The following is a 16110-nucleotide window of genomic DNA, read 5'->3' as shown; positions in this document are numbered from 1 at the left end:
CGGACAAATTAACTGTGCGTTTTCTACGCATAGACGTAGTAAGCGCACAGGTTCAAGTCTAGGGGGTAGCTATCTGTGGGTCAACGGTTTGACCCGCGATTTGGCCATGTGTTGAGGGCTTTGACACGTGATGTTGGTCTTAAAGTTAGCTGCCCCCGGACTCTGCCTGATTCCGGGGGTAGCTTTTGGGTTTTGTTAGTGTCCAGCTTCGTGCCAGGAGCGGCCCCAGCCGACCTGAACATCGAGCGGAACTTGTAGGGATGCAGCACCGCTCATTTCTTCGGTGAGGATACGTTCAGCAGCTTCCTCTTCACCGGAAGCGACTTCGAGGATAAGTTCATCGTGTACCTGGAGGAGCATACGGGTTGAAAGCCCCTCATGTTTGAGCCGTGCATCAACGTTAATCATGGCGATTTTGATGATGTCGGCTGCTGTTCCCTGGATAGGTGAGTTGAGGGCGGCACGTTCAGCGGCTTCCCTTCTCTGCCTGTTAGAGCTTTGCAGATCCGGCAGGATGCGGCGGCGGCCGAACATGGTTTCGGTGTAGCCGGTCTTGTGGGCTTCTTTAACAATTGAGCGGAGGAACTTCCCCACTCTACCGAAGCGTTGGAAGTAGGTGCTTCGCAGGCTGGTGGCTTCATCGACGGAGATTCCCAGCTGCTTGGATAACCCGAAGGGTGAGAGACCGTAGGCTAGGCCGTAGCTCATAGCTTTGACCTTTGAGCGCATCTCGGGCGTGACGTCCTCTGGGGCCACGCCGAAGACCTCGGCACCTACGAATCGGTGAAGGTCTTCCCCGTCTTGGTAGGCCTGGATGAGGTCCTCATCGTTAGACAGGTGCACCATGATTCGCATTTCGATCTGTGAGTAGTCTGCTGTCAGCAGGCTGACGTAGTCCACACCGTCAACCGCTTGGGGTGCAACGACGAAGGCGTCTCGAATTTTTCGCCCTTCCTCCGTGCGAATCGGAATGTTCTGCAGGTTGGGGTCAGTGGAGGACAGCCGCCCGGTGGCAGCCACGTTCTGCTGGTAACTGGTGTGAATACGTCCGTCAACCGCTCTTGCCTTCTCAAGCCCCTCAACGGTCTGCTTGAGCTTGGTGTAGTCACGGTAGGTCTGGAGTTCAGCCAGAAACTGGGCACCCTGACTTTCGGGATCCACCTGGTTGAGGATTCCTTGGAGGGAGTCAGCATCGGTTGAGTAGCCGCTCTTAAGTTTGCGGGTGGTAGGTAGCGACAGCTCATCGAAGAGGACGCCTTGGAGCTGCTTGGGTGAGCTCAGATTGACCTCGTGGCCCAGCACCTGGTATGCGGCTTCGGTAGCTCGGGTAACGTGCTCGCCGTAGTAGTTCTTGAGCTCGGTGACGTTTCCGGCATCCAGCGCTACACCGGCGATTTCCATACGCGCTAGGACGCTTGCTGCTGGTAGCTCAATCTCTTGGTAAAGCCCCAGCTGGTTTTTGGCGACCAGGTCCCGGTGCAGGGCGTAGGCCAGTTCTTGAATGTAGCGCGCGACGTTGCCCTGGTAGTCCAAATCTACAGCGGGTTCCAGGGAGAACAGCTCGCCCTGGTCGGCCCCTTCCGGCTCAGCGGGGAAAGTTTGGTTGAGGTAGTCCCGGCTCAAATCTTCGAGCATGTCTTGGAAGCCTCGCCGCCGGGCCGTGGGAATAAAACCACAGACGTATGAGGAAAGGAGCGGGTCCTCAACTACACCCGCAAGGGGTAGTCCTGCGGCGTCTAGGGTCTTGTAGGCCTGTTTTGCGTCAAAGACAATCTTGGGTGCATTGGAATCTGCCAGCCAGTCCCCCAGCTTGGCCTGCAAGCTGGCATCGGCAAGCGGAACATCAAGATAGATGGCGGTATGCCCTGCAAGCAGAAGCAGGCCGTGTAAGCCCTGCCCGTGAGCTGGGCTGGTTTCGGGGGCTTCACGATCGATGACGGGGTAGAGGGTAACCGCCTGGGCAAGACGCTCGGGCACCTGGCTCCCCCGCTCCACCGCTGCTATATTCTGGGGAGCCTGGGCCAGGAAGTCCGTTAGATCCTGTGCCGTGCTGACAGTGTCAAGAGCTTTGAGAGAGATTTCAATAGCCGGTTCAGCCGGTAGCATTGATTCAAAGAGCTCAGCCATGCGCTTACGGATTGAGTTGAACTCCAGGTAGTCAAAGAGCTCATCCAGTTCTTCCTGGTTAGGGCCGTAGTGGTCCGCATCGGCCAGGGTAACAGGCAGATCGAGATCATCAACAAGACGGTTGAGGCGGCGGTTGCGCAGAACGTCCTCAACATGGTCACGGAGGGCTTGGCCCTTCTTACCTTTGATCTTATCTGCGTTATCGAGCACACCGGCAAGGTCACCGTATTCGTTAATCCATTTGGCGGCGAAGCCGGGGCCAACCCCGGGTACACCGGGTAAGTTATCGGCCTGTTCCCCGGTGAGGGCGGCCAGGTCGGGGTAAAGGTGGGGTGCAACCTTATATTTCTCTTCTACAGCAGCCGGGGTCATGTAGCGAATCCCCTTAGTGGGGCCGGTCGTGACCGGGTAGAGCACGGTTACAGTATCGGTGACCAGCTGGAAAGCGTCGCGGTCTCCCGAAACAATCTGCACCTGGAACCCTGCTTCGCGGCCCTGGCGGGCATAGGTTGCCACGATGTCGTCAGCCTCATAGCGGGGCAGGGTCACCGATGGGATATTCAGCGCGGTGAGGGCTTTTTGGATCAGCTCGATCTGCCCGTAGAACTCTTCGGGAGTTTCGTTACGCCCGCCCTTGTACTCGCCGTATTCCTCGGTACGGAATGTGCCACCGGAGAGGTCAAAAGCAACAATGATATGGCTGGGCCGTTCAGTCTTAATGAGGCTCATGAGAGTAGAGAGGAAGCCGTGTACCGCGTTGGTGTGCTGGCCTTGAGCGTTAACAAAGACATCGACGGGAGTCCCATAGAAAGATCGAAAAGCCAGTGAATGGCCATCAATCAGCATCAGTTTCTGGGGGTTATCTGCTGAAGTTTCAGGTGTAGTAGTCACCCTCCCCATCCTACAGCCCACCCTAGCCGGTGCCCAGACAGCTTCCGTTCTTGGCAGCTATTCTCACCTACTATAGATAAAGGGTGTTCAAAGAGCCCTCAGATTACAGTGGAGGAAACAAGCAATGGACAGTACCCAAGCGCCCCCCAAGGACAAGCCCGCAGCTGCAAGCATCAGGGCAGGTTCCCTGGCACAGAAACTGGGCATTGAGATTCTTGAGGCCGACCCCCAGCTCACAGTTGCTACCATGCCCGTGGCTGGTAACACACAGCCAGCAGGTATACTGCACGGCGGCGCATCAGCGGTTCTTGCTGAAACTTTAGGTTCTTGTGCCGCGAATCTTTTGGTGGCCGGAAGCAGGCGGGCGGCGGTGGGCCTTGACCTGAACATCACGCATGTACGGCCTGCGCGAGCAGGGCTAGTGACCGGAACCTGCCGCGCTGTGCACCTGGGGCGGAGTATATGCGTTCACTCTATTGAAATCACCGATAAGACCGGCAAACTCATCGCAACAGCCCGCATCACTAACAAAATAATTGATGTACCTGCCTCCTAGTTCAGCACCAGAAATTCAGGGACCTTGTCCTGTACACTCATGGGGTAACACAAGCACATAAAAGACCACACAACCACAAGGAAACCCTTATGAAGAAGATTCCGCTGCTCGTGTGGATTATCGTCGCCATCATCGGCGGTATCCTCATCGGCGCCTTCACGCCCGGCGCTATCGCCGGCATCAACGGGGCACTCGGTAGCTCAATTCCCACTGATTTCGTGGTACAGCTCTTTGTCTCATTCTCCACCGTATTTAGCGCCTTCCTGAGCTTTGCAATTCCGCTCATTATCATTGGCTTCATCGTGCCGGGTATCGGCTCGCTAGCCAAGGGCGCAGGTAAGCTCCTGGGCACAACCGTCGGCCTGGCTTACACTTCATCTGTTACTGCCGGTTTTTTGGCAGTCACCGTTGCGCATTTTCTCTACCCCATCATTTTAAAAGGGCAGCAGCTCACTGCTTTTGAGAACCCCGAAGAAGCGCTTTCTGCGGGCTACCTCACCTTTACTCTTGACCCGATTATGTCCGTTATGAGCGCCCTGATTCTGGCTTTCATTCTTGGCCTGGGTATTACAGCGCTCAAGACCAAGAACATGCTCAACCTCTTCCAGGACTTCCAGGTCATCATCGAGCGACTGCTGTCCTACGTGATTATCCCGCTCTTGCCCGTACACATCGTGGGTGTCTTTGCCAACATGACCATGGCCGGCCAGGTAGGTCAGATTCTAGCTGTCTTCGGCAAGGTCTTTGTCATGGTTATTGCCCTGCACTGGATTATGCTGGCTATCCAGTACACCCTGGCAGGTGCCCTTACTCAGCGTAACCCCGTCAAGATGCTGCGCGGCATGTTGCCCGCCTACTTCACCGCTATCGGTACACAGTCATCGGCAGCAACCATCCCCGTGACTGTCGCCTCAGCTAAGGATGTTGGTATCAAGGGCAAAATTGTTGATTTTGCAATCCCCCTCTGCGCAACCATCCACCTCTCCGGTTCAATGATTACCATTACATCGTGCGCTGTAGCTGTTGTTTATATGACCAGCGGGTCACTGAGCTTCACCGCTATGATTCCCGTGGTTCTGGTGCTGGGTCTCATGATGGTTGCCGCTCCCGGTGTTCCCGGTGGTGCGGTTATGACCGCAATCGGCCTGCTCCAGTCCATGCTGGGTTTCGATGAGTCCATGATTGCCCTCATGATTGCCCTTTACCTGGCGCAGGACTCCTTCGGTACTGCTACGAACGTGACCGGTGATGCTGCAATTGCATCATTGACTGAGCGTGTAGCTAAAGTTTTCGGTGCCGATAAAGACGACCTGCCCACTGCAGAAGCATCCCATAGGCCTATTGCCGCTTCTCACTAAGAAGTAGCTCCAATACGATGAGGTCCGGCCCCCTGCAAGTGCAGGGGGCCGGACCTTTCTCTTGACCGGGTAAAGTAGATAATCAAACGATTGTATCGATCCCACTCGAAAGGCTACCGATGAACCCCCGGCACCGAAAAATGCTTGGCAATATCTTTTTGATTCTTACGCTGTTTATCACTGCTACCGCCCTTAGTCAGGGGGGTCTGTGGTGGGCCGGGGTTACCCTCTTTGCTGCACTGACTCTGTGGGGAATCGGCGTCAAGAATGATGGCTCTTGAGAAAAGCTATCACCTCATACAGCTACTGAAGCTTTCAAACTGCCTGCCCCATAAATAAGCCCGCCTAGACTGCACGAGCTGTTTAGGCGGGCTTCGTATCGCTTAGGAGCTAACCCTACTGGACCTGCTTAACGATAGTCTGCGCGACATCACGCATAGAAAGGCGGCGGTCCATAGAAGTCTTCTGAATCCAACGGAAGGCCTCAGGCTCGCTCAGACCCATGCGGGTCATCAGGAGCGACTTTGCGCGATCGACTAGCTTACGAGTCTCGAACTGATCCTTGATATTTGCAACTTCGCTTTGGAGCGCACGAATCTGCTCGTAGCGACTGATAGCAACCTCAATAGCGGGTACTAGATCGTTGGGGGTAAAAGGTTTGACCACATAGGCCATCGCGCCGGCCTCTGTCGCCCTGTCCACTAACTCTTTCTGACTAAAGGCAGTCAGCAAAACAACGGGTGCTAGTTGCTTCTCATTAATGAGTTCTGCTGCGGCGATACCGTCCATAATGGGCATCTTGACGTCCATCAGGACGAGGTCTGGTCGGTGTTCCTCAGCAAGTTCAACCGCTTTCTTACCGTTATCGGTCTCGGCTATTACCTGATAGCCCTGGTCTTTAAGAATCTCAACGATATCGAGGCGTATTAAGGCTTCATCTTCAGCAACAACAACTGTTCGTTGCGGCCTTTCTTCGTAGGTCTCAGGCTCTTGGATAGTCTGCTCCGACATCTCCCGCTCCTTTTATGGTTTCTGCTTGTGTGGGGGTTTACGGTGCCTTGATATTCACATGCAAACCGCCCGTTTACCCCGTAAAACGAGGTAAAGCGGGCCGACCCTTTCTTACCTATAATACCCCTCCCATAGCCTTCTGAATCGCACAGATTCCAGAGAGCAAGACACCGAATTACAGGTCACCGCACGAGGCTGCCCACCTCTTGACTCAAGGATTGGCATATTTGTGCCGAAACATGTAAGGTAGAAGAGCTTTAACCGCTTGCCCAAGTGGCGGAATTGGCAGACGCGCCGCACTCAAAATGCGGTTCTTCGGAGTGTGGGTTCGAGTCCCACCTTGGGCACCATAAAACGCCTAGTCAAAGCGTTATAAACCCTCTCCTGTTGACAGGAGAGGGTTTTTTGTTGACACAGCACCCCATACTTAACACCGTGGCAAGCATTAGAAAATGCCCCCGCCCCTGGTAGACAGCCCGGTCGGGGGCTTTTTAGGGCCATATGGGCAGGTCGCTGGCTCTCCCATGAAGTTATATACCAATATGCAGAAAAGCTTCTTGACCAGGGGAAGTCTTTATCGTCTGGAGATTGGCTGATACCCGCCCAGAGAAAATCCGCCCCTCCACATATAAGCCAAGAGGTGGATCGGTGGGGAGACAAAATCACCTAGTTTTATTCTTGTGGTTCCTGCGGTGGTTTAATTCAAGACTAATGCGCTTAATCCTGAGTCACCGAGATAGGCCTATACCCGGTTGCGGCGCGCCATCTGGCACGCCCCCCCTTCTGAGCTAACAATACGGGCACCACAGGCTGTGCTTGAGCATCTACCGGTCGCCATCACCAGGCGCTGAGCGCCAGGACGGTTATTAGCAAGCTCCGCCCACCCTAGAAGGGCAGGCGGAGCTTCTTTAGGTTATTTCAAGGCTTATTAGTCGTGGAAAGGGCCAACCGTTTCACGAGCCTCGGGAAGAATCGCCCCGGCATCGTCCAGATCACCCACGCGGTGGACCTTAACGCTGTTGGTTGAACCGGCAACCCCGGGAGGCGAACCGGCGGCCATAACGATCAGGTCGTTGGGCTCTGCAAGGCCGTTAGCCAGCATGAAGCGGTCCACAACAGCAGTCATTTCATCGGTGTCACGAGCAGTCGGTGCCACTGCCGCTTCAACACCCCACAGAAGTGAGAGGAAAGCACGAACTGAGGGCTCAGGGGTAAGCGCCAGAACGGGCTTAGCAGGACGCAGGCGGGCCAGACGGCGAGCAGTGTCACCGGACTGGGTGAAGGTTGCCATGTATTTGACGTCGAGCTGGTCAGCAATGTTGACAGCTGCGCGGGTGATAGCGCCACCGCGAGTCTTAGGTGAAGTACCAAGCTCAGGAACACGGAAGAGACCACGCTCTTCGGTTGCTTTGATGATACGGGCCATGGTCTGAATGGTGATGATAGGGTACTTACCCACAGAAGTCTCACCGGAAAGCATCACAGCGTCGGCACCATCGAGGATAGCGTTGGCGCAGTCAGAGGCTTCTGCACGGGTGGGAGTGGGGTTCTGAATCATAGTTTCAAGAACCTGGGTAGCCACAATAACGGGCTTTGCCCAGCGACGAGCTAACTCAATCGCGCGTTTCTGCACCAGGGGCACTTCTTCGAGGGGGAACTCAACGCCGAGGTCACCACGGGCAACCATGATACCGTCAAACTTATCAACGATATCCTGCAGGTTTTCAACAGCCTGGGGCTTCTCAACCTTAGCGATAACCGCGATCTTTCGGCCTTCTTCTTCCATGATTTCGTGTACGCGCTTGATGTCATCACCAGAGCGCACGAAGGAAAGAGCGATAATGTCTACGCCGAGTTTGAGGGCGAAACGCAGGTCGCGTTCGTCTTTCTCGGTCAGAGCGGGGATAGAAACAGCAACACCTGGAAGGTTAATACCCTTGTTGTTGGATACCGGGCCCCCGACAACCACCCGGGTTGTTACAGTGGTTTCGTTAACCTCGATGGCTTCAAGACGGATTTTGCCATCATCAATCAAGAGGGTATCGCCGGGCTTAACATCTCCGGGTAGGCCCTTGAAGGTAGTACCGCAGATCTCCTTGCTACCTTCAACATCTAGGGTAGTAATCTTGAAAGTATCGCCGGGCTCAAGAAGTTCTGAACCGTTTTTGAAAGTTTCCAAACGAATCTTGGGGCCCTGAAGGTCGGCAAGAATTGCCACGTTTTGACCAAGCTTTTCGGCCTGCTCGCGGATAGTTGCGTATGAGTCAGTGTGAACTTGGTGGTCACCGTGGCTCATGTTTAGTCGGGCGACGTTCATGCCCGCTTCGATAGCCGCGGCAATCTTCTCGGGAGCTGAAATTGCAGGGCCGATGGTGCAAACAATCTTTGCGCGTCTCATCAATCAACCTTAGGTTTGTAGGGGTCTGAGAACCTGATGACGTGGCTTCTGCAAGTGCGCGGTTACCCGCTCACTAACTACCAAGGCATTCACAGAGCGATAGTCTGAAACCAACGTGTCTACCACCTAGTATACTTTGTTTTGTGAGGTTTTTATGGAGTCCTCCACCACTTTTTAGCCCTTCCCCCACCCAATTCCCACAAAAACACACATATTCAGTCAGTATTCCAATATTTTAGGGCTAAGGGTTACATTGCCCTTGTGCGGGCTAAAATGAGGGCGTACCCTGAACACTGTTTCATACTCGCGATACGGCACCCATAAGTGAGAGGTCCCTATGCCCAGCCCTACTGTTCTTATCCTTTTCGGTTCAACCTACGGCCATACCCAACGGTACTGCCGCTGGATTGCTGAAGATTTGGAAGCCCTAGAATCTGCACCAAGCGTGCTACTCTCCCCCATTGCCGAAGCAACCGATGAACTCATTGAACAGGCAGATATCCTGATTGTTGGCGCTAGCTACCTGGGAGGCTTTCTCACCGGCGCCCCCACACTCCGCAAACGCCGTGAAGCAATGCTCAAGGTACCCCGCCGTCTCTTCTTCACCGTCTCTTTCAACGGCACCGAGGTCTACCCCCGCTCCTACCTTGATGACAAAATCATGAAGAGTTACAAGGCCGACGTAGCTGAAGGCCACCCCGCCTACCATTTCCGCGGCGGTCTAGACCTTAAGAACATGTCTACGACCCACAAGACTGTCCTAGCCGGTGTACGTACCGCCCTAAGGCTCAAGCCTCACCAAAACGAATTTAACCGCCAGATGATTGAATCCTTTGATAACGGCGGTGGAGACTACACCAACCGTGAGTGGATCGATCCCCTGGTAGAGCAGGTCAAGACCTACCTGAACGATAGCAAGGGCTAAAACCAAGCACCACAGGAACTGAAGGGGAAACCCGCACCATGACAACTGTCCTTATTACCTACGCCAGTCAGTACGGGCACACCGAACGATACGCTCACTGGATTAGCGAACAGCTCGGAGGCGGCTACCGCTGTGAGCTCCTGCCCGTCGAAGACCTCACTGAAGCTGCCATTGAAAAGTCTGATGCAGTTGTTGCGGGTCTGAGTGACTACGGCGGATTTCTCACCGGTGCAAGTGCTCTCAAGAAGCACGCTGGCCTACTCGCTCAGCGGCCCCTAGCCCTCTTTACCGTTTCCTTTAGCGGATTAGAGGGCGGGAGCCAAGAAAAGCTCGATGCCATGCTGTCCAAGAATATTAAAGAAATCCTGGTCAGCCACGCTATCAGCACCTGCCACGTTCGCGGGGGCTTGGACCACACCAGGTTATCGCTCAAACACAAAGCCGCACTTGCTGGGATCCGCTCTGCCATTGCCGCTATCCCCCGCAAATCGCTGGCTAACCAGCAAATGCTCGATAGCTTCACCGCTAAAACGGTAGACTACTCCAGCCCAGAGCAAATAGAACCGCTTGTAACAGCACTCAAAACCGCGCTGTCCTAGTTCTTTTATAAAGATGAAAGGCCCGGCCCCTACTTTCTAGGGGCCAGGGCCTTTTTACGTGAAAACTCTGTGCCTGTTAGACCGAAAGGTTAATTGCGCGATCGCTGGGTGCAACCGGAGCCGGGAGCTGGGTAGATCCGGTCAGGAACTTCTCCACTGCCGCAGCGCAGGCACGCCCCTCCGCGATAGCCCAGACCACCAGTGACTGGCCTCGGCCGGCATCACCGCAGGAGAATACACCGGGAACATCGGTCATGTAATTCTCGTCGCGGGCAACGTTGGTACGCGAATCAAGTTCAGCACCCACCTGGGCAGTAATGGTGTCGCTCTCCTGGCCTGTGAAGCCCAGAGCCAAGAAGACCAGGTCGGCTGGAATGATACGCTCGGTCCCGGCCTTGGGCAGGCGACGGCCGTCGGGCTGGTACTGGGTATCGGCAACCTTCAAGCCTGTGAGCTTACCGTTCTCCCCCACAAATTCAAGGGTCGAGACAAGGTAGTTGCGTTCACCACCTTCTTCGTGTGACGAGGAGACTTCAAAGACCTTGGGGAACATGGGCCAGGGTTCATCTTCGGGGCGGTCTGTAGGTGGCTGGAGACCAATCGCCAGGTTAGTGATAGAGGCAGCGCCTTGGCGTACAGCGGTACCGATACAGTCGCTACCGGTGTCGCCACCGCCCAGAACAATAACATTCTTACCAGCGGCGTCGATACTGGGCGCTTCTAGGTCACCAGCTACCACCCGGTTTGCCTGGGTCAGGTAGGGCATGGCAAAATGAACGCCCTCAAGATCCGCACCGGGAATAGGCAGAGCACGGGGGGCTGTTGCTCCGGTTGCCACGATAACAGCATCGTAGCGGCGTTTGAGGTCATCCCAGGAGATGTCCTGACCAATTTCAACGCCGGTGCGGAAACGGGTGCCCTCGGCCTCCATAACCGCGATACGGCGGTCAAGAATCTGCTTTTCCAACTTAAAGTCCGGGATGCCGTAGCGCAAGAGGCCACCAATTTTGTCGTCACGCTCAAAGACAGCAACCGTAAAACCAGCCTGGGTAAGCTGCTGGGCAGCGGCAAGACCGGCAGGGCCAGAACCCACCACAGCAACAGTCTTATCAATCATGCGGTCGGGCATAATCGGCTCAATGTAGCCGCCCTCAAATGCCTGCTCTGCGATAGAGTATTCAATCTGCTTGATAGTCACGGCGGGCTGGTTGATACCCAGCACGCACGAGGTCTCACAGGGAGCTGGGCAAACACGACCGGTAAACTCCGGGAAGTTATTAGTCGCGTGAAGGCGTTCAACAGCCTTCTCGGTCTGCTCGCGCCAGGTCAGGTCATTCCACTCAGGAATCAGGTTGCCTAGGGGGCACCCAAGGTGGCAGAAAGGAACACCACAATCCATGCATCGGGAGGCCTGGGTTTTGAGCACAGCCGAGTTCTGCTGAACCTGGACTTCATTCCAGTCCAAAATACGCACTGGCACCGGGCGCTTAGGGCGGTCCTGACGACTGGTTACCTTTAGAAAACCGCGGGGATCAGCCACAAGCGGTCACCTCCAAAATCTTGTTCCAAACCTTCATGGATTCGGCGTCTTGGCCGCGAGCGCTAGCCTCGGCACGGATGTCCTGTACTGCGGCGAAGTCGCGGGGCAGTACCTTGGTAATGCGGGCGCAGGTGCCCTCAATATCGGCCAGCAGGGTGGCCGCCAACCTTGAATTTGTTTCTTGGCGGTGGCGGGTCAGCAAGTCGGTAATGAGGTCGCGGTCCTGGGCTGAGGGTTCAAGGAAGGTGAGTTCACCTGATTCCCGTGCCTGCTTATTGACCCGGGTCATATCCAGGTCTAGGACGTAGGCAACGCCACCGCTCATACCCGCACCGAAGTTACGGCCGGTTGAGCCCAGTATCAGGGTGGTTCCACCGGTCATGTATTCACATCCGTGGTCACCGATACCTTCAACCACCGCTGTTGCACCGGAGTTACGAACCAGAAAGCGTTCGCCCACGATACCGCGGATAAACATTTGGCCGCTGGTAGCGCCATAGCCAATGACGTTACCCGCTAGGACATTTTCTTCAGCAACAAGGGGTGCGGCGGGGTCCGGGCTGAGCACGATACGGCCCCCGGAGAGGCCCTTACCGACGTAGTCATTAGAGTCACCGGTCAGTCGGATGGTCACGCCTTGGGGAAGGAATGCGCCCAGAGACTGTCCGGCCTGGCCCTTGAGATTGAGGGTGATGGAGTCGGGTTCGAGCAGGTCGATACCGAAAGTCTTGGTGACCTTGTGCCCTAGCATGGTTCCTACGGATCGGTCCGTGTTGACCACGGCTGAGTCAATGGTGACCTTCTGACGGCTCTCGAACGTTGCGGCAGAGGCTTCGATAAAGCGGTTATCGATATGGGCATCGAGTTCGTGGTCCTGGTCGCGCAGGTGGCGGATTCCCTGCCCCCGGTATTCGACGGCTGTTGAGGCCAGTAGCTTGCTCAGGTCAAGACCTTCGGCCTTCCAATGGGCGATGGCACCTGAAGTGTCAAGGACCTCGGCGTGGCCAATAGCTTCGTCCAATGAACGGAAGCCCAGGGCTGCCAGGTACTCACGAACCTCCTGAGCAATGAACTCGAAGAAGTTGATAAGGTGCTCGGCCTTGCCAGTAAAGCGGGCGCGCAGGTCGGGGTTCTGGGTTGCGATACCCACCGGGCAGGTGTCCAGGTGGCACTTGCGCATCATGATGCAGCCCTCAACGACCAGGGGCGCGGTAGCAAAACCGTATTCCTCTGCGCCCAGCAAGGCGGCAATGATGACATCGCGGCCGGTCTTGAGCTGGCCATCTGCCTGAACGACCACGCGGTCACGTAGGCCGTTGATCATGAGGGTTTGCTGCGTTTCGGCCAAACCCAGTTCCCAGGGGGCACCTGCGTGCTTGAGAGAGTTGAGCGGAGCCGCACCGGTCCCGCCGTCATGGCCTGAAATCAGCACAACGTCGGCCTTAGCCTTAGTCACGCCTGCGGCCACGGTACCGATACCGATCTCTGATACCAGCTTGACGTGGACGCGAGCGCTCGGATTGGCGCGCTTGCAGTCGTAGATGAGCTGGGCTAGATCCTCAATGGAGTAGATATCGTGGTGCGGCGGGGGTGAAATCAGGGTGACACCCGGGGTGGAGTGGCGGGTCGCGGCCACCCAGGGGTAGACCTTAGCGGCCATAAGCTGGCCTCCTTCGCCGGGCTTAGCGCCCTGAGCCATCTTGATCTGGATGTCATCAGCCTTGGTCAGGTAGAGAGAGGTCACGCCGAACCGGCCCGATGCGACCTGCTTGATAGCTGAGCGACGCTCGGGGTCAAGCAGACGCTCAACGTCCTCGCCGCCCTCACCGGTGTTGGACTTAGCGCCCAGCTTATTCATGGCAATAGCCAGCGTCTCGTGGGCTTCACGGGAGATTGATCCGTAGGACATTGCACCGGTGGAGAAGCGCTTGACGATCTCTGAGACAGGCTCAACTTCTTCAATCGGTACCGGTTGACGGTCTTGGGTGAAGCTCAAGAGGCCGCGAAGAGTCATCAGATCTTTAGCCTGGTCATCCACCCGCTGGGTGTAGGACTTGAAGATATCGTAGCGGCGGGTCTTGGTGGAGTGCTGTAGACGGAAAATGGTTTCCGGGTTAAAGAGGTGGGGCGGGCCGTCACGGCGCCAGTCGTATTCGCCGCCGGTTTCGAGTGCACGGTGGGGCACCGATACGCCGTCATCAGGGTAGGCATCGCTGTGGCGCTTACGGGTTTCGGCTTCAATCACATCCAGGCCTACACCGTCCATCTGTGAATGGGTACCGGTAAAGAACTGGTCAACCAGGGTCTGGGATAGGCCCAGAGCTTCAAAGGTCTGCGCGCCACAGTAGGAGGCAACCGTTGAGATGCCCATCTTGGACATAATCTTCTGTAGCCCCTTACCCAGTGCCTTAATCAGGTTGTAGACAGCTTCAGATTCGGTAACCCCGGTAATCTCTCCCTGGGCTACTAGCTCTTCAACCGATTCCATGGCCAGGTAGGGGTTGACAGCCGATGCGCCGTAGCCGATCAGGGTGGCTACGTGGTGGACTTCGCGCACATCACCGGCTTCTACGATCAGGGCGACCTTGGTACGGGTAGCGCTACGGAGCAGGTGGTGGTGAACCGCACTGGTGAGCAGCAGGGAAGGAATGGGTGCCCAGGCCCCGTTGGAGTTACGGTCCGAAAGAATCAGGAACTGAACGCCGCGCTCAACAGCAGCTGAAACCTTCTCGCAGATCTCAGCCAGGCGGGCTCGCAGGGCCTCTTCCCCACCGTGGGCAGGGTACAGGCCAGCCACTTTGAGGGCGGCGGGCATACCGTCTTCGTCCTCAATATGGGCGATTTTATCGAGCTCATCGTTGTTAATAACAGGGAAGTCCAGGCCCACATGCTGAACCTTGACCCTTCCCTTACGGAGCAGGTTACCGTCTGCACCAATTGAGGTCTTAAGACTGGTTACCAGCTCTTCGCGGATTGAGTCCAAGGGCGGGTTAGTTACCTGGGCAAAGGACTGGACAAAGTAGTCAAAGAGCAGGCGATGACGGCTAGAAAGTACCGCGATAGGGGTGTCGGTACCCATTGCGTAGATGGGTTCTGCCCCGGTCTTAGCCATGGGGGCAAGGATCTTTCGCAGTTCCTCTTCGGTGTAACCAAAAGTCTGCTGACGCTTAAGGATAGATTTGCGGGAGGCACGAATATGCTCACGCTCGGGCAAATCCGAGAGGTTAACGATATTCTCATCAGCCCACTGCTTCCAGGGCTGTTCCGCAGCAATAGTTGCCTTAACCTCTTCGTCGGGAACCAGTCGGCCAGCCTTGGTGTCCACGTAGAACATCTTGCCCGGCGAGACTCGCCCCTTTTCGATAATCTTCTCTTCGGGTATATCAACTACGCCGACCTCAGAAGCCAAAATAACCAGGCCCTCATCGGTCACCCAGTAGCGGCCCGGTCGCAGACCGTTGCGGTCAAGTACCGAACCCACGTTATCGCCGTCAGTAAAGGCGATAGCCGCTGGGCCGTCCCAGGGTTCCATGAGCGATGAATGGTAGCGGTAGAAAGCACGGCGGTCCTCATCCATGGTCTCGTGGTTTTCCCAGGCTTCGGGCACCATCATCATGAGTACCTGGGCAGCTGAACGGCCAGCCAGCATCAACAGCTCTGCGACCTCATCAAAGCTCTGGGAATCAGATGCGCCAGCAGAACAAATGGGGAAGAGTTCTTCGGGGTTGCGGCCCAGGACCGGGGACTTGAGCTGCGACTGGCGCGCACGCATCCAGTTGCGGTTACCCTTGACCGTGTTAATCTCACCGTTATGGGCAATAGTGCGGAAAGGCTGAGCAAGCGGCCACGAGGGGAAGGTGTTGGTCGAAAAACGCGAGTGAACAATAGCCAGCTTGGTGGCAAAACGCGGGTCAGAAAGATCCGGGTAGAAAGGCTCAAGCTGAGCAGTAGTCAGCATGCCCTTATAGACAATGGTGCGCGATGAAAATGACGGGAAGTAGACACCCAGCTTGTGCTGGGCACGCTTACGGACGCGGAAGGCTTTCTGGTCAAGCTGGCGACGTTCGGCGTCTTCATCCAGGTCGATAATGGGGATATGCCCGGTGAAGGGGGCATTGACGGCATCCAGATCTTCACCGCTAGCTTCGGCAATGAACATCTGCACAAAGTGGGGCATGACCTCACGGGCGGCCTTACCTACAATCTCTGCCCGTACTGGCACCTCGCGCCAGCCCAATACGCGCAAGCCCTCACGTTCTGCAATCTGGGTGAGTCCCTCCATGAGCTCGGTGGCGTTGTTACCACCGGTGGGCAGGAAAGCTGTACCTACGGCGTACTTGCCGAGTGCAGGAAGTTCAAAGTCCACTGCCTGGCGGAGGAAAGTGTCGGGGATCTGGAGCAGGATACCTGCACCGTCACCGGTACCCTCGTCAGCGCCCACAGCGCCTCGGTGTTCAAGACGGCGCAGGGCGGTCAGCGCGTAGTCGACAATGTCATGTCCAGGTTCACCGCGCAGAGTTGCAATCATTGCCAGGCCGCAGGCGTCTTTTTCGTTCTCGGGGTGATAGAGCCCCCGAGCCTCTGGAATAGAGGCAAAAGTGGTAAAGGGTGAGGGCGCGTGATCCAGGGTTAACTCCTGGGTAAGGTTCTCTGCAGCGTGTGCTGCACCGCCGATCGGGGTGTGACTCATGGGGGCCATTCCTAC

At 56.1% G+C, this 16110-nt stretch carries 9 protein-coding genes and 1 tRNA gene; 5 read left to right on the top strand and 5 right to left on the bottom strand.

The genetic code is table 11. From position 1 onward, the window contains the following. Positions 1 to 195: 195 nt before the first annotated feature. Entirely contained in the window at positions 196 to 3027 is a 2832-nt protein-coding gene (polA, locus tag ACN08Y_RS04140; protein ID WP_419111918.1) for a DNA polymerase I, read from the bottom strand. Positions 3028 to 3142: 115 nt separating this feature from the next. Between polA and ACN08Y_RS04135 the strand changes: the two genes are divergently transcribed. Together ACN08Y_RS04135 and ACN08Y_RS04130 are read left to right on the top strand one after the other, a co-directional pair. Then, complete coding sequence (locus ACN08Y_RS04135) at positions 3143 to 3574, top strand: PaaI family thioesterase (RefSeq protein ID WP_419111917.1); 432 nt, start codon at positions 3143 to 3145, stop codon at positions 3572 to 3574. An 89-nt stretch (positions 3575 to 3663) separates the two neighbouring features. Continuing rightward, on the top strand, positions 3664 to 4932 hold the full coding sequence (locus ACN08Y_RS04130) for a dicarboxylate/amino acid:cation symporter (protein ID WP_419100444.1): 1269 nt from the start codon (positions 3664 to 3666) through the stop codon (positions 4930 to 4932). Positions 4933 to 5328: 396 nt separating this feature from the next. Here ACN08Y_RS04130 and ACN08Y_RS04125 read toward each other — a convergent pair whose 3' ends face one another. Next, the gene (locus ACN08Y_RS04125; protein WP_419100445.1) at positions 5329 to 5943 is read right to left on the bottom strand and encodes an ANTAR domain-containing response regulator; all 615 of its coding nucleotides are present in this window, start codon (positions 5941 to 5943) and stop codon (positions 5329 to 5331) included. A 267-nt stretch (positions 5944 to 6210) separates the two neighbouring features. Here ACN08Y_RS04125 and ACN08Y_RS04120 point away from each other — a divergent pair. Continuing rightward, positions 6211 to 6293 (top strand) — tRNA-Leu (locus ACN08Y_RS04120). 578 nt (positions 6294 to 6871) lie between these two features. Here ACN08Y_RS04120 and pyk read toward each other — a convergent pair. Further along, the gene (gene pyk / locus ACN08Y_RS04115; protein WP_419100446.1) at positions 6872 to 8341 is read right to left on the bottom strand and encodes a pyruvate kinase; all 1470 of its coding nucleotides are present in this window, start codon (positions 8339 to 8341) and stop codon (positions 6872 to 6874) included. Between the two features lie 337 nt (positions 8342 to 8678). Here pyk and ACN08Y_RS04110 point away from each other — a divergent pair, with 337 nt between their 5' ends. Beyond that, on the top strand, positions 8679 to 9266 hold the full coding sequence (locus ACN08Y_RS04110) for a flavodoxin domain-containing protein (protein WP_419111916.1): 588 nt from the start codon (positions 8679 to 8681) through the stop codon (positions 9264 to 9266). Positions 9267 to 9304: 38 nt separating this feature from the next. After that, positions 9305 to 9865, top strand: coding sequence for a flavodoxin domain-containing protein (locus ACN08Y_RS04105; RefSeq protein ID WP_419111915.1), 561 nt, complete (start codon positions 9305 to 9307; stop codon positions 9863 to 9865). A 76-nt stretch (positions 9866 to 9941) separates the two neighbouring features. On the opposite strand, the gene ACN08Y_RS04100 is transcribed toward ACN08Y_RS04105, so the two are convergent. Next, positions 9942 to 11405 (bottom strand): glutamate synthase subunit beta, encoded by a 1464-nt coding sequence (locus ACN08Y_RS04100; RefSeq protein ID WP_419100449.1) that lies wholly within the window; start codon positions 11403 to 11405, stop codon positions 9942 to 9944. Next, a complete protein-coding gene (gene gltB, locus ACN08Y_RS04095) occupies positions 11398 to 16095 on the bottom strand; it encodes a glutamate synthase large subunit (protein WP_419111914.1) in 4698 nt (1565 codons plus the stop codon). Before gltB ends, ACN08Y_RS04100 begins: the two co-directional genes overlap by 8 nt. Between the last annotated feature and the right edge of the window lie 15 nt (positions 16096 to 16110).

Origin of the sequence: Rothia sp. P5764, from assembly GCF_048512965.1 — a bacterium.
GTDB lineage: Bacteria > Actinomycetota > Actinomycetes > Actinomycetales > Micrococcaceae > Rothia.
Note: the sequence above shows the minus strand (reverse complement) of the source record. Positions and strands in the feature narration are given on the sequence as shown.